The sequence below is a fragment of the Parvibaculum sp. genome (assembly GCF_040882025.1).
Taxonomy (GTDB): domain Bacteria; phylum Pseudomonadota; class Alphaproteobacteria; order Parvibaculales; family Parvibaculaceae; genus Parvibaculum.
Map to the genome: position 1 here is coordinate 15,662 of NZ_JBBECC010000101.1, position 13,461 is coordinate 29,122.

General features: G+C 62.2%; 16 protein-coding genes. 4 read left to right on the forward strand and 12 right to left on the reverse strand.

Annotated features, from left to right (window positions below):
* Nucleotides 1-19: 19 nt before the first annotated feature.
* The 4 genes from WEB61_RS07300 to WEB61_RS07315 form a co-directional block, all read right to left on the reverse strand.
* Nucleotides 20-532, reverse strand: coding sequence for a MarR family winged helix-turn-helix transcriptional regulator (locus WEB61_RS07300; RefSeq protein WP_368063671.1), 513 nt, complete (start codon nt 530-532; stop codon nt 20-22).
* A gap of 140 nt (nt 533-672) precedes the next feature.
* A complete protein-coding gene (gene mmsB, locus WEB61_RS07305) occupies nt 673-1,563 on the reverse strand; it encodes a 3-hydroxyisobutyrate dehydrogenase (RefSeq protein WP_368063672.1) in 891 nt (296 codons plus the stop codon).
* A 21-nt stretch (nt 1,564-1,584) separates the two neighbouring features.
* The gene (locus WEB61_RS07310) at nt 1,585-2,625 is read right to left on the reverse strand and encodes an enoyl-CoA hydratase/isomerase family protein (RefSeq protein WP_368063673.1); all 1,041 of its coding nucleotides are present in this window, start codon (nt 2,623-2,625) and stop codon (nt 1,585-1,587) included.
* Nucleotides 2,626-2,627: 2 nt separating this feature from the next.
* Nucleotides 2,628-3,767, reverse strand: coding sequence for an isobutyryl-CoA dehydrogenase (locus WEB61_RS07315; RefSeq protein WP_368063674.1), 1,140 nt, complete (start codon nt 3,765-3,767; stop codon nt 2,628-2,630).
* A gap of 137 nt (nt 3,768-3,904) precedes the next feature.
* On the opposite strand from WEB61_RS07315, the gene hemB reads away from it, so the two are divergent.
* Nucleotides 3,905-4,912 carry a porphobilinogen synthase gene (hemB, locus tag WEB61_RS07320; RefSeq protein ID WP_368063675.1) on the forward strand — a complete coding sequence of 336 codons (1,008 nt, stop codon included), beginning with the start codon at nt 3,905-3,907 and terminating at the stop codon, nt 4,910-4,912.
* Here the strand turns inward: hemB and WEB61_RS07325 are convergent.
* From WEB61_RS07325 to WEB61_RS07355, 7 genes are all read right to left on the reverse strand, one after another.
* Complete coding sequence (locus tag WEB61_RS07325) at nt 4,909-5,301, reverse strand: TetR/AcrR family transcriptional regulator (RefSeq protein WP_368063676.1); 393 nt, start codon at nt 5,299-5,301, stop codon at nt 4,909-4,911. The two genes, hemB and WEB61_RS07325, sit on opposite strands and share 4 nt — an antisense overlap.
* 188 nt (nt 5,302-5,489) lie before the next feature.
* The gene (locus tag WEB61_RS07330; protein WP_368063677.1) at nt 5,490-6,638 is read right to left on the reverse strand and encodes a type III PLP-dependent enzyme; all 1,149 of its coding nucleotides are present in this window, start codon (nt 6,636-6,638) and stop codon (nt 5,490-5,492) included.
* Entirely contained in the window at nt 6,635-7,504 is an 870-nt protein-coding gene (locus WEB61_RS07335; RefSeq protein ID WP_368063678.1) for an NAD(P)-dependent oxidoreductase, read from the reverse strand. Before WEB61_RS07335 ends, WEB61_RS07330 begins: the two co-directional genes overlap by 4 nt.
* An 83-nt stretch (nt 7,505-7,587) precedes the next feature.
* A complete protein-coding gene (locus WEB61_RS07340; RefSeq protein WP_368063679.1) occupies nt 7,588-8,433 on the reverse strand; it encodes a hypothetical protein in 846 nt (281 codons plus the stop codon).
* A 4-nt stretch (nt 8,434-8,437) separates the two neighbouring features.
* Nucleotides 8,438-8,845, reverse strand: coding sequence for an ExbD/TolR family protein (locus tag WEB61_RS07345; protein WP_368063680.1), 408 nt, complete (start codon nt 8,843-8,845; stop codon nt 8,438-8,440).
* Nucleotides 8,842-9,249: an ExbD/TolR family protein gene (locus WEB61_RS07350; RefSeq protein ID WP_368063681.1), complete on the reverse strand. Its 408-nt coding sequence runs from the start codon at nt 9,247-9,249 to the stop codon at nt 8,842-8,844. The genes WEB61_RS07345 and WEB61_RS07350 overlap by 4 nt, the downstream gene beginning before the upstream one ends.
* Before the next feature lie 21 nt (nt 9,250-9,270).
* A complete protein-coding gene (locus tag WEB61_RS07355) occupies nt 9,271-10,029 on the reverse strand; it encodes a MotA/TolQ/ExbB proton channel family protein (RefSeq protein WP_368063682.1) in 759 nt (252 codons plus the stop codon).
* Between the two features lie 260 nt (nt 10,030-10,289).
* Here WEB61_RS07355 and WEB61_RS07360 point away from each other — a divergent pair, with 260 nt between their 5' ends.
* Nucleotides 10,290-10,790, forward strand: coding sequence for a MarR family winged helix-turn-helix transcriptional regulator (locus WEB61_RS07360; RefSeq protein ID WP_368063683.1), 501 nt, complete (start codon nt 10,290-10,292; stop codon nt 10,788-10,790).
* Between the two features lie 15 nt (nt 10,791-10,805).
* Here WEB61_RS07360 and WEB61_RS07365 read toward each other — a convergent pair whose 3' ends face one another.
* Nucleotides 10,806-11,318: a flavin reductase family protein gene (locus WEB61_RS07365; protein WP_368063684.1), complete on the reverse strand. Its 513-nt coding sequence runs from the start codon at nt 11,316-11,318 to the stop codon at nt 10,806-10,808.
* 283 nt (nt 11,319-11,601) lie between these two features.
* Here WEB61_RS07365 and motA point away from each other — a divergent pair, with 283 nt between their 5' ends.
* Nucleotides 11,602-12,471, forward strand: a complete 870-nt coding sequence (gene motA, locus WEB61_RS07370; RefSeq protein WP_368063685.1) for a flagellar motor stator protein MotA — start codon at nt 11,602-11,604, stop codon at nt 12,469-12,471.
* Between the two features lie 19 nt (nt 12,472-12,490).
* On the forward strand, nt 12,491-13,387 hold the full coding sequence (locus tag WEB61_RS07375; protein WP_368063686.1) for a flagellar motor protein MotB: 897 nt from the start codon (nt 12,491-12,493) through the stop codon (nt 13,385-13,387).
* Nucleotides 13,388-13,461: the final 74 nt, after the last annotated feature.

A 13,461-nucleotide genomic window follows, 5' to 3' on the forward strand; every position in this document is an offset into this window, starting at 1 on the left:
CGGAGGAAGGGCGGAAAAATCAGAGACGGTAGCGAATCTGGTCGGTCCAGAAGCGTTCGAGCTTGAACAGTGTCGCGTTGACTTGCCGAAGCTCCTCCGGCGTGATGTCGCCGACATCGACGATCATCGCACAATGCTTCTTGTAGACATCGTCGATGGCCGCGCAGATCGCCCGGCCCTTGTCGGTCAGCTTGACGCGAACCGAGCGGCGGTCGGAGCGCGAACGCTGGTGATGGATATAATCGGCCTCGACAAGCTTCTTGAGATTGTAGGAGACGTTGGAACCCAGATAATGGCCGCGCGTCCGCAGCTCGCCGGCTGTCATCTCGGCGTCGCCGATATTGAACAACAGCAGCGCCTGCACGCTGTTGATCTCGGAAACATGAATGCGGTCGAGTTCATCCTTGATCACATCGAGCAGCCGGCGATGCAAGCGCTCGACATAGGTCAGCGCCTCCAGATAAGCGGCTTTCCGGCCCGAATCTTCCTGATCCGCAATGGCATCGGTCGTCTGGATGTTGGTCATACCCATGGGTTTGGCCCTTGAACTCGCTCGAAACAGCATCAAAGCGGCGCCTTCTGGCTCGCTCTGACCCACCATATTCGCCGCGATCCTAATGAGGACTTAAACTGGCCGTGATGCGCGCGCGCCCAAAGGAAACATGCTTAAAACTATATTTCACCGCGGATCAGTTTGATCACACCTGAGAAATCAAGATTTTCCTCGCCGGCGGCTTCCATCAGCGCATATAGCTGCGCGGCCTGCGCGCCGAGCGGTGTCGGCGTTCGTGCCGTTTTGGATGCATCCTGCGCCAGCCGCAAATCCTTGAGCATCATCGCCGCGGTAAACCCGGGCGCATAGTCGCGATTGGCCGGCGATGTCGGCACCGGTCCCGGCACCGGACAATAGGATGTCATCGACCAGCACTGGCCGGATGCCGTCGATGAAATGTCGAACAACGTTTGCGCATCGAGCCCGAGCTTCTCGCCCAGAACAAAGGCTTCCGACACACCGATCATCGAAATGCCGAGGATCATGTTGTTGCAGACTTTCGCGACCTGGCCATTCCCGGCCGCACCGGCGTGAAAGATGTTCTTGCCCATCTTTTCCAGCAGCGGCTTCGCCTTGCCGAAAGCGTCCGCCGTGCCGCCCACCATGAAGGTCAGAGTGCCGGCTTCCGCTCCGCCGACACCGCCCGATACCGGCGCATCGACCATCTGCATGCCGGCCTTCTCGGCCGCCGCAGTCGTCTCCCGCGCCGATGGTACGTCGATGGTCGATGAATCGATAAAGACCGTGCCCCTGATTGCCGCCGCGATCAATCCGCCCTCACCGAGATAGACCGACCGCACATGTTCGCCGGCCGGCAGCATCGTCACCACGAATTCGACATCACGCGCCGCCTCGCGCGCATTCGCCGCTTTCGTCGCTCCAGCCTCGACCAGCGCCGCCACGGCCTTCTCGCTGAGATCGAATACCTTGAGCTGGTATCCAGCCTTGAGGAGATTGCGCGCCATCGGCCCGCCCATGTTGCCGAGCCCGATAAATCCGACCTTCGTCATCGCGTCCTCCTTCCGCGCCCCTCAGGGAAGCGTCAACTCGTCTGCGCCCAGCGGCGCAAAATATCCGTTCACATCACCGGCCTGCATCTCAGCAAGCGTCGCCGGCTTCCATTTCGGACTTTGATCCTTGTCGATCACCACCGCGCGCACGCCTTCGTAAAAATCATGTCCTTCGATGAAGCGCGAGATCAGACGGAATTCGAGCTTCATGCAATCCTCGAAGTCGAGCCCGGCGCCTTCGCGGATTTGCCGGAAGGCGATCAACGTACTCGTTGGCGACTTCGTCTCGATGATATCGGCCGTCTTCGTCGCCCACGCGCCGCCATCGGCGCGCAACGACTCGATGATCTCTCCGACCGAGCCTTTCGAGAAATGAGTGCCGATCTCCTTCTGCATGGATGACAGCGGCGCCGGTCCCTCTTCTTCGGCCACTTCCCTGAGCGCGACGCGCGGATCGGTCCCGCCCGCCAACCGGTCCTTCAGCGTGTCGAGCCGTGCCGACGGCACATAGACATCTGCTACACCGGCATAAATCGCATCTGCCGCCTTCAGCCGCGCGCCGGTGAGGCCAAGGTACATGCCCGTCTCGCCCGAACAACGGGGCAGAAAATAGGTACCGCCGACATCCGGGAAAAGTCCGATGCCTGTTTCCGGCATCGCAAAGGTGAGGTTCTCGGTCGCGACGCGATGCGAGCCATGCACCGACACACCGACGCCCCCGCCCATATTGATCCCGTCCATGAACGCGACATAAGGCTTCTTGTAGCGCTTGATAAAAGTATTGAGCTTGTATTCCTCGCGCCAGAAATCGAGCGCCGTCGGATCGCCGGCCTTGCCCCAGTCGTAAAGCGCGCGAATGTCGCCTCCGGCGCAAAACGCCCTGTCGCCGGCGGCCTCGACGACAGCGCAATGAACCTTCGGGTCGTCGGCCCATTCGATCAGCTGCGGGTGGATCGCCCGCACCATGCCAAGCGTCAGCGCGTTGAGTGCCTTCGGACGATTGAGCGTGATGATCCCGGCAACGCCGCGCCGCTCGAACAGGACCTCGGCTTCCTCGTTCATGCTCAGCTCTTCAGCAGTTCGCGCGCGATGATGACGCGCATGATCTCATTGGTGCCTTCGAGGATCTGATGCACGCGCACGTCACGCAGATGTCGCTCCAGCGGAAAATCCTTCAGATAGCCGTAGCCGCCGTGAATCTGCAGCGCCTCGTTGATGACGTTGAAGCCAACATCTGTCGCAAAACGCTTTGCCATCGCCGCATGCATTGTCGCATCCGGCGCCTTGGCATCTACCTTGGTTGCCGCTTGGCAGATCATCAGCCGCGCTGCTTCGAGTTCGGTCGCCATGTCGGCGAGCTTGAACTGCAACGCCTGGAACTGGGCGAGCTTCTTGCCGAACTGCTCACGCTCACCGAGATACTCCTTCGCGCGCTTCAGCGCCGCCCGCGCCGTGCCGAGCGAACAGGCGCCGATATTGAGGCGGCCGCCGTCGAGCCCCATCATTGCGATCTTGAATCCTTCGCCCTCCGCGCCGATCAGGTTCGCCGCCGGCACGCGGCAATCCTCGAAAATCACCTGCGCTGTCGGCTGGCTGTTCCAGCCCATCTTGCGCTCGGGCGCTCCGAACGACAGGCCCGGCGTTCCCTTCTCGACCACGAGGCACGACACGCCCTTCGGTCCCGCCTCCCCGGTTCTCACCATGCAGACATAGATGTCCGACGTGCCGGCGCCCGATATGAACGCCTTGGAACCGTTCAGCACATAATGGTCGCCGTCGCGCACCGCTTTTGTCTTCAGCGATGCGGCGTCCGAGCCGCTCGACGGTTCGGTCAGGCAGTAGCTCGCGATCAGCTCCATCGGCGTCAGCCGCGGCAGCCATTTCTGCCGCTGCTCCTCATTGCCGAAACGGTCGATCATCCACGACGCCATGTTGTGGATCGACATGAATGCCGCGGTTGACGTGCAGCCTTCCGACAACGCCTCGAAAATCAACGCCGCGTCGAGCCGCGTCAGCGCCGAGCCACCCACATCTTCGCGCACATAAATGCCGGCAAAACCGAGTGCCGCCGCCTTGCGCATCGTCTCGACCGGAAAGAACGCGTCCCGGTCCCAATCGGCGGCAAAAGGCGCAAGCTCATCTGCGGCGAAGTTCCGCGCCACGTCCTGAAATGCCTGCTGCTCTTCGGTCAACTCGAACCGCATGTATCGTCCTCCCCGAACGGCGCCCAAAGGCGTCGAAGCGGTGATAATCGTCCCCCTTAACCCTGTCAACGAACGCCCGCCCTGCCGCAGCGTAACGCCACATTGCACCCGCCGCCCCCAGGCGTTATGAGTTGCGCATGAGCGACAACAAGAGCCCCGCCCCCGCCTTTCCCGCCATTCGCATGCGGCGCAACCGCAAGGCCGACTGGTCACGGCGCCTTGTCGCCGAAAATGCGCTTTCGGTGAACGATCTGCTCTGGCCGCTCTTCCTGACCGAAGGCCAGGGCTCCCGCGAACCCGTCGCGACGATGCCGGGCGTCTCCCGCCTGTCGGTCGACGAGGCTGTGCGCGCGACCGCGGAAGCCGCAACGCTGGGTATTCCCGTTGTCGCCCTCTTTCCCTACACCGCTGCCGACAAACGCGACGCAACCGGATCGCTCGCAACTGATCCCGAAAATCTTGTCTGCCGCGCCACACGCGCCATCAAGGCCGAGGTGCCGAATATCGGCGTTCTCTGCGACGTCGCCCTCGATCCCTACACAAGCCACGGCCATGACGGATTGATGAAGGGCGATGTGATCCTCAACGACGAAACACTTGAAGCGCTGGTCGCCCAGGCGCTCGTCCAGGTCGCGGCCGGCTGCGACATCATTGCACCTTCCGACATGATGGATGGCCGCGTCGGCGCAATCCGTACCGCGCTCGAAGCGGCGGGGCACAGGGACACGCAGATCATGTCCTATGCGGCGAAATACGCATCGGCCTTTTATGGTCCCTTCCGCGACGCCATCGGATCGTCCGGCGCGCTGAAAGGCGACAAGCGCACCTACCAGATGGACCCGGCAAACGGCGACGAGGCCTTGCGGGAAGTCGCGCTCGACATCGCCGAGGGTGCCGATATGGTGATGGTGAAGCCGGGCTTACCTTACCTCGACATCGTGACGCGCGTGAAGGCGGCGTTCGGGATGCCGACTTTCGCCTATCAGGTTTCCGGGGAATATTCGATGATCGCCGGCGCCATCGAGCGCGGCTGGTTCGACCGCGACCGTGTCATTCTGGAAAGCCTGACGGCCTTCAAGCGCGCCGGCGCCGACGGCGTCCTCACTTACTTCGCGCTCGACGCCGCAAAACTCCTCGCACGTTAACCGAGTCCCGCCAGCCTCAGCGACGCGATGCCGTGCAATGCTGCAAGGCCGCCTGCTTCCTCGGCGAGATCGGCAACCTCATCCACGAGCTTGCGGCGCCTTGCCGCCGCCTTGCGGTCGCCGAGCCGCCCGAACATCAGTTCGTAACGTCCGGGGAAATCGTCGGCAAACGCCAGATAAGCGTCGTGCACCGAGCGTGCGCTGGGCGCCGTTTCGAGATCGCCGATCAATATCTCGTAGCCTTCAAGCGCCACTGCCCCCAACAGCTCGTCGAGATTGGCGAAATGGCGATAGGGGGCAGCCTCGGAAACGCCCGCACGTCGTGCCGCTTCGCGCATCGTCAGCGCATGCCGCCCGCGAATGTCGATCAGCGTTATCGCGGCATCCATCAAACCGCGCCTTAAGTCGCCGTGATGATAGGAAGTTTTCTGTCCACGAAGTCGTGCCCGCATATGCCGCCCTCGTCCTTGCGTTCCTGCTTTGTCTCAATATTCGCCATGTTAGCAACGTTAACATAGATGTCAACGTTAATTCGCGAACGATCCGTGAACGGAGAATCCGCATCGTTAAAGTATAGTTAAGAGTTGAAGCTGTTTTGCGGGCCGTCGATACGCACAATCGTATCGGTAACGAAACCGTTGAAGCCGGTCTGCATTCCGATCGAATAAGCGCCCATAAGACCGAACTCGATCCAGTCGCCCTCGCCGATGGATTCCGGCAATTCGAAAGTCTGCTTCAGAACGTCGAGACTGTCGCAGGTCGGACCGAAAATCCGGAACGGCCGGGTCTTGCCCCCGACGGGTCCGGCTTTCGAGATCGCCCGCACCGGCGGATCGAAATCGCCATCGCGTATTTCCGACAGACATCCATAGATGCCGTCATTGATGTAAAGACTGCCGTCCTTTCTGAGATGAACCTGCGTCAGCACCGAGCCGCCATCCGCTACCAGCGCGCGTCCCGGTTCGGCGAAGAGCGGGACACCGAGCCCCAGCCTTTCGTTCGTTTGCCCGATGACCTCGAAATAGGCGTCGAGCGGCAGCACGCCGGTGCCCTGGACCACGGGAAAGCCGCCGCCAATGTCGAGATATTCGAGGTTGACGCCGGCCCGGGCGGCGACATCCGCCGACATTTCCATCGCCACCCGATAGGCGTCGGGATCGAGGCACTGACTGCCGACATGAAACGCAAGCGCCGTCCGGCATCCGCGTCGCGCCGCCTCCTTGAGCAGCGCCACAGCCTCGTCCGGCGCCGCGCCGAACTTCGACGAGAGATCGTAAACGGCCTTCCCTTTCGGCGTCGCGATCCTCACTTCGATGGTGATGTCGGTGCCGGCAATTTCGGTCACCTTGTCGAGTTCGCTGAAGGCATCGACGACGTAGTCTTTGAGACCGTATACGTCCGCCGCCGCTTCCAGCGCCCCGCGCCCCTTGACCGGATGATTGAAATAGCAATGCGCCTCGGGCAACTGCTCCGTGACCTTGGCGATTTCGGAAATCGATGCCGTGTCGAAGTGGCGGATGCCGCCCTCCCACAATGCCTTCAGCACGAAGGGGTGCGGATTGCATTTGACGGCATAGAGAACCGTGCCCGGAAACCCGTCGACAAATTCTCTCGCGCGTGCCCGCAGTACATCGGGAAAAACACAGAACACCGGATAGGACGGATCGAGCCGGGCGATTACGTCGCCGACGGACGCAAAGCGCAATTCGCGCGCGGCGCTGCTCATTTCCGCTCCAGACGGGCGATCAAGCTTGAGGTATCCCATCGCTTGCCGCCCATCGCCTGCACCTCCGAATAGAATTGATCGACCGTCGCTGTCACAGGCAGATGCGCGCCATTCTTGCGCGCCTCGTCAAGACATATGGCGAGGTCCTTGCGCATCCAGTCGACCGCGAACCCGTGGTCGAATTTTCCCTGTATCATTGTCTTGTAACGGTTTTCCATTTGCCAGCTTTGCGCCGCGCCCTTCGAGATCACCTCGACGACGGCCGCGGCGTCGAGGCCTGCGCGCGTCGCGAAATGGATGCCCTCCGAAAGCCCTTCCACGAGCCCGGCAATGCAAATCTGGTTGACCATCTTGGTGAGTTGCCCGGCGCCGCTCGGCCCCATCAGCCGTGCCATCCGCGCATAGGCGGCGATCGCCGGCTCGACCTTGGCGAAGTCGGCTTGGTCGCCGCCCGCCATGATGGTCAGCACGCCGTTCTCGGCGCCCGCCTGCCCGCCCGAAACCGGCGCATCGACAAAGCCGACGCCTTTGCTCCCCGCCAGCGCATGCAGCTCCCGCGCGATCGTCGCCGACGCCGTCGTGTGATCGACAAAAACCGCACCCCGCTTCATCGCGTCGAAGGCACCTTCGGGTCCGCAAGTCACCTGCCGCAGATCGTCATCGTTGCCTACACAGGCAAAAACGATATCGGCATCCCGCGCCGCGTCTTTCGGCGTCGGCGCGCTCACACCGCCATGTTCGGCTGTCCAGCGCGCCGCCTTGGTTGCCGTCCGGTTGTAGACCGTGATGTCATGTCCGGCTTTCTTGAGATGCCCGGCCATCGGGTATCCCATGACCCCAAGCCCAAGAAATGCAACCTTGCCCATGACGTCGGCCTCCCACGGATTTATGGCACGACCTGTCTAGCAGATGGAAGCCAGGCGGCGCAAAACGTCGGGAGAAGAACGCGCTAGCGGATTTCACCTTCGGCGGCGATGCGGCCGCTCCGGCAAAGCTGCGAGGAAGTCCCGCTGCAGGGGGCGTAGTAGAGCCGCACGATGTTGCCCTCACGCGTCATGTCGTAACAGTCGCGCGTGCCATACTGGATCTCAGGCGAACTGTGGCACCAACGATTGCCTTCGATCCACCACGTCCCGCGGCCGCTCCGGCTGCGCGAGCCGGATCCTTGCGTGTGATACATGCGGTGGAAATACTGGATCAGCGTAATATTGGTCGTCCCGTCCGCGTTGAGCTGGATGATGGTATTGATCAACCGGTTGCCGCCTTGCTGGTCGAGCCGCCCCATTTCAAGGTGGAACGTCTTGCCGACGACTTGTGCGCGGATCTGCCCGGCCGACAGGGAATCGCCTTTACGGTTGAGAACGGTCTCGGCCGCATCGCCACCCGCACCCAGCGCCTGCCCCGCATCGACGCCGCCCCCCGCCTGCGCGGCATCGACGACTTCCTTGATCTCTTCGGCTTCCTCTTCCGGCGGCGGTGTTTCCTCGGCGCGGCGCGGCGGTGCCTCCGGTTTTTTCGGCGGCACGACAACGGGTTCGGGCTGAGGAATTTCCGGCTCGGCGACGGGTTCCGGCGGTGCCGCATAGCGGTCATTGGCCGATCCTGCCGAAAGCTGGAACGTCACCGAATCGCCGCCGCCCGGCCCCGGCCCGCCGAAAATGCCGCCCACGGTCAGAAGCATCACGAGAAAAAGCAGCGCATGCAGCAAGATCGAAACGAAGATGAAGGTCCGCAATTCGAAGTGGCGTCCCTCCATCGCTGCCGGCATTCCGTTATGCATCGCTACTGCCGCCATCGCGCTACCGCCCCCGCTCGGTCACGATCGTCACTTGTTGCACGCCCACCTTGCGCAATGCTTCCATCAGCAACAGCAGCGCCTCGGCGGAGGCTTCCGCGTCGGCCTTGATGGCAACACGTTCCTTGCCCTTGTCGGCGAGATATTCCTTGAGCGCCTGTTCGGCGATCTTCGGGTCGATCACCCTCTCGCCGAGCCAGACGAACCCATCCGCCTCCACAAGCAGTGTCGCCGGCATTTCCCGCTCGTCGTCGCTGAGGGCGCCGACCGGCAGATTCACCGCCACATTGTCGGCAGGCGTCATGGTGCCCGCCAGCAGGAAGAAGATCAGCAACAGGAACACGACATTGATGAGCGGGATCAATGTCTCGAACTGACGGCGCGGGGGATCTTCATCGAAGTCGGCAATCATGGTGTAATTTTCTCCACGCGCGCCGTGCCGACATCGCGTGCGCCGGCCTGCCGCGCAGCCTCGATCGCGGTAACGAACACCTGCGTCCGCGAGCCGCTCTCGGCCAGGATCGTTACGGTCATGTCCTTGCGCCCGCCGATCCCGGCCTTGACGGCTTCGGCCAGATTTTCAGCCTCCACCGGCGTTCCGTCGACGCGCAACGTCCCGTCGCCCATCAGCCAGATTTCGACCACGCGTGCATCGGTCGGCAACTCCTCCGCGCTCGGGGACGGTGTCACCACCGACAGGGACTGCGTCTTCAGGAACGACGTCGTCAGCATGAAGAAGATCAACAGCAGAAAAACCACGTCGATCAGCGGCGTCAGGCTGGCCATGTTTCGTTTGCGTACGGGTTCATCGAACATGAGCGTCGGCTCTCCGTTCGTCTACTGAGCGGCTTTTGCCGATGTCGGGCCCGGTCGTGCATGCAGCCCCGCAATCACCCGCGCCGAAGCATCGCGCATCGCAAGCCGCACCTGGTCGATCTTGCCCTCCAGCAGGTTGAGCGCTGTGATCGCCGGCAACGCCACGATGAGGCCGACGGCCGTCGTCAGCAGCGCCACCCAGATGCCGCCGGACAGCAGCGCCGGATCGACCTGCGTTCCGGCCTCTTCGAGCCGCTGGAACGCCTGGATCATGCCGATAACCGTGCCGAGCAATCCGAGCAGCGGCGAGATATTCCCGATCACTTCAAGCCAGCGCAGATAGCGTTGCAACGCGCCGATCTCCATCGCGCCGACACGGGCGATTTCGGCCGCCACGTCTTCATCGCGCAGATCGCCGCGCACCTTGGCCCGGACACCCGCCGCCATGGCGCGGGCAAGCGGCGTCTTGTGTTTGCGCAAAATATCGAGCGCACCTGACACATCGCCCGCCTCGATCCGATCGACCGCCGGATCGACAAAACTGCGGCGCGAAAGCCCGGCCGACCAGAATTGGACGATCTTGAGCAATATGATCGCCGCGGAAATAACGGAGAGCACCAGCAGAATTGCGACGATCGGTCCGCCTTTGTCGAGCAGCGATCCCAGCGAGTACCACGCCTCGGCACCTCCCGATTCGGCGATGATCTCGGCGGCGCCGCTCAGCGCCCCCTCGGCTCCCTCGACGGCGGCTTCGTCGTTGGCGGGCAAATCCTCAGGCATTCTCGACATCCTCCCGACTGAACAGATCCGTGGATCCGCTGTGACCTTCTGCCACCCGCGAAAATGCGTGACGGCATCGGTCCATTTTAGTAAACTGCATTTACGAAATCACCACCGGGCCGAGCCGTCAAGCGATCAAGCGCGGCATGGCACCATTTTTTTGGGTAGACGTAAATTCCGTGGCCTCGCCGCCGCAGTAGCCTCAATATACAGGTATTGGACGAACGGCAGGGCGTCGAAGATCGAGGGGGCTGACAGGCATGTCGCGAGCAAGAATCGACGTTGCACAGGAGCGGGAACTGCCGATCGAGGACCCGCTCTCGCCTCAGTATTTTCTTGAAGTCATTCACGATCTCGGAACCTTGCTTGCCGCGATCTACGACCGGCGCACCGGCTTGACGCGCAACCAGACCCGCATCGTCATCGAATTGTTGCAGAATGATGGCCAGACCCAGACCGAGCTGGCAAACGCACTCAGCATCCACAAGGTTTCCGTCGGCATCTATGTCGCCGAACTCGAAGCGATGGGTCTCGTCGAGCGCCGTATTCATCCGACGGATGGACGGGCGAAATGCATCTTCCTGACGCCGCTGCTCCACGCCAACAAGCATATCGGCCAAGAACACTACGCCGCCATTCACGGCACGGCGATTTCGGGCCTCGGCCGGAAGGATTACCTGACGATGTTGGCCTGCATGGAGCGGATGCGCGACAATCTGTCGAAACTCGACGAGAACGACCGCGAAGAAGGCCGCTCATAGCTCTTTGGGTCACGCTTAGAGCGGCGGCAACATCTGATAGCCGCCGCGATGATAGAGCAGCGGTCGTCCATCTTCCGCATAATCGAAATTCAGCACTCGCCCGATCATGATCACATGATCGCCGGCGTCGTGGCGCGCCTCGACTTCGCATTCGAAATGGGCCAGCGCCTCCCGCAGCGCCGGACATCCGCTCTCGCGTTCGACGACGGCCAGCCCCGCCAGGCTGTGGTCGCCCTTGCGCGACAGCCGCGCTGAAATCTCCCGATGGTCTTCGCGCAACACGTTGACGGTGAAATGCGTCGCGGCTTCGAAAGCGGCCAGCGTGTCCGACTTCTTGTCGAGACACCAGAGCACCAGCGGTGGATCGAGCGAGACGGAGGAAAACGAGTTGACGGTAATGCCGATGGGCGCGCCGCCGGGAACACCGGTCGTCACGACGGCGACGCCGGTCGTGAACCAGCCCAGCGCATCGCGGAACCGTCGTGGATCATGGGCGGGCGTCGTCGTGGCGCCCTCGATCTCTGTCATCACCCGGTCTCTCTTCTTCCGTCCGGTTGCACCGCATCGCCCGGCGTTCCAGCGCATCCTTTGTCAACAGCATGTTAACGCCAGCCGCCGGACCTGGTTCGGTTTAAGGCATCCGGACAAGACCATGCAACCTCGATTGAATGCAAAACACCCGAATTTCCGCGCAAACTCATTTGGTTAAACCCGCTGTTAAGAGCCGAGCCGCGAGAATGGGCGCGAAGGCGGGACTGACCTGCATCTCGCCGGTCTGCGGGGCGTTAACGTACAGAAAGTACTAGGGCAAATGCGGCTGATTGTCGGCATCGTTATGGTTCTGTTGAGTGTCTTCGGTGGCTATGCCGCGATGGGTGGTCACCTCGAAGTGCTATGGCAGCCCTTTGAAGCCGTTATCATTCTCGGCGCCGCCCTCGGCGCCTTCTTCATCGCCAATCCCCCCTCGGTGCTCAAAGCCGCCGGCGGCATCTTCGGCACCCTCTTCAAGGGGTCCCGCTACGACAAGTCCTCCTTTCTCGAATTGCTGGGCTTGCAATACACGCTCTTCAAGCTGGCCAAGAGCAAGGGCAACCTCGCTCTTGAAGCGCATGTCGAAAATCCCGCCGAGTCCTCGATCTTCGCGCAGTTTCCGCACTTCGCCGCCGACAAGCATGCGGTCGAATTCATGTGCGACTACCTGCGCATGATCACGCTTGGAACCGAAAACGCCCATGAGCTTGAATCGCTGATGGACGAGGAACTCGAAACCCATCACCAGGAACACGAGCGCATCGTTTCCGCCGTTCAGGCGCTCGCCGACGGCACACCAGCGCTTGGCATCGTCGCTGCCGTGCTCGGTGTCATCAAGACCATGGCCTCGATCGACCAGCCGCCGGAAATTCTCGGCGGCCTCATCGGCGGCGCCCTCGTCGGCACCTTTCTCGGTGTTTTCGTCGCTTATGGCTTTTTCGGACCGATGGCCCAGTCGCTGCGCAATACCTATGAAGCCGAGGCGAAATACTATCTGTCGATGAAGGCGGGCCTGCTCGCCCACATGGCCGGTTATGCGCCGGCTGTTTCCATCGAGTTCGCCCGCAAGGCTTTGATGTCGGAAGTCCGGCCGACCTTCATCGAGGTCGAGCAGTCGACGGCCTCGCTGCAGACCGGCGCCGCGGTCTGACGCGGCGGGGAGTACCGGCATGGCCGCGAAAAACGAACAACCGATCATCCTGAAAAAGGTCAAGAAGGTCGTCCATGGCCATCACGGCGGCGCATGGAAGATCGCCTATGCCGACTTCGTGACCGCGATGATGGCCTTCTTCCTGCTGATGTGGCTGATCAGCATGACGACGCCCGAACAAAAAGCGGGCCTTGCCGACTATTTTGCACCCTCGAACGTCAGCCGTTCCACCAGCGGCTCCGGCGGCATCATGGGCGGCACGGCCTTTGACGAGGAAGGCGCGCGCATGCCCGGCACCAAGCCGCAAGTCGTGATGACGGTCTCGACGCCGGCCCAGCCCAAGAGCCCCGAGACGGCCGAGGAAAAGGCCGCCGCCGCGCAGATGGAAAAGCTGCTCAAGGAAAAATCGGCGCGCGACGAAAAGGCCTTCCGCAGCGCCGCCGAGAGCATCCGCCAGGCCATGCGCGAAAACCCCGACCTTGCCCAGCTCTCGCGCAACGTCATCGTCGACGAAACGCCCGAAGGCCTGCGCATCCAGATCGTCGATCAGGACGGCCGCTCGATGTTCCCCTCCGAACTCGCCGAGCCCTATGAGCGGACGCGCATCCTGATCGAGGAGGTCGCGAAGATATTGATCAAGCTGCCCAATCGCGTCAGCATCTCCGGCCACACCGACGCCAACCCCGTGATCGGCAAGCCCGGTTACGGCAACTGGGAACTGACCGCCGACCGCGCCAACGCCACCCGCCGCATCGTCGAAAAGGCCGGCCTCTCCGGCGATCGCATCTATCAGGTGATCGGCAAGGCCGATTCGGATCCGCTCTTCCCCGAAGATCCCTACATGGCCGCCAACCGCCGCCTCGCGATCGTGCTGCTGCGCGAGCCCGCCGTCACGCCCCCCGACTTCAACCCCTGATCGTCGTCGGGCCTTGCCTTGGCGCCGTTCTGGTCTTAAGTCTCACCTCTCGGACCGTCGCAACCGCATGTCGG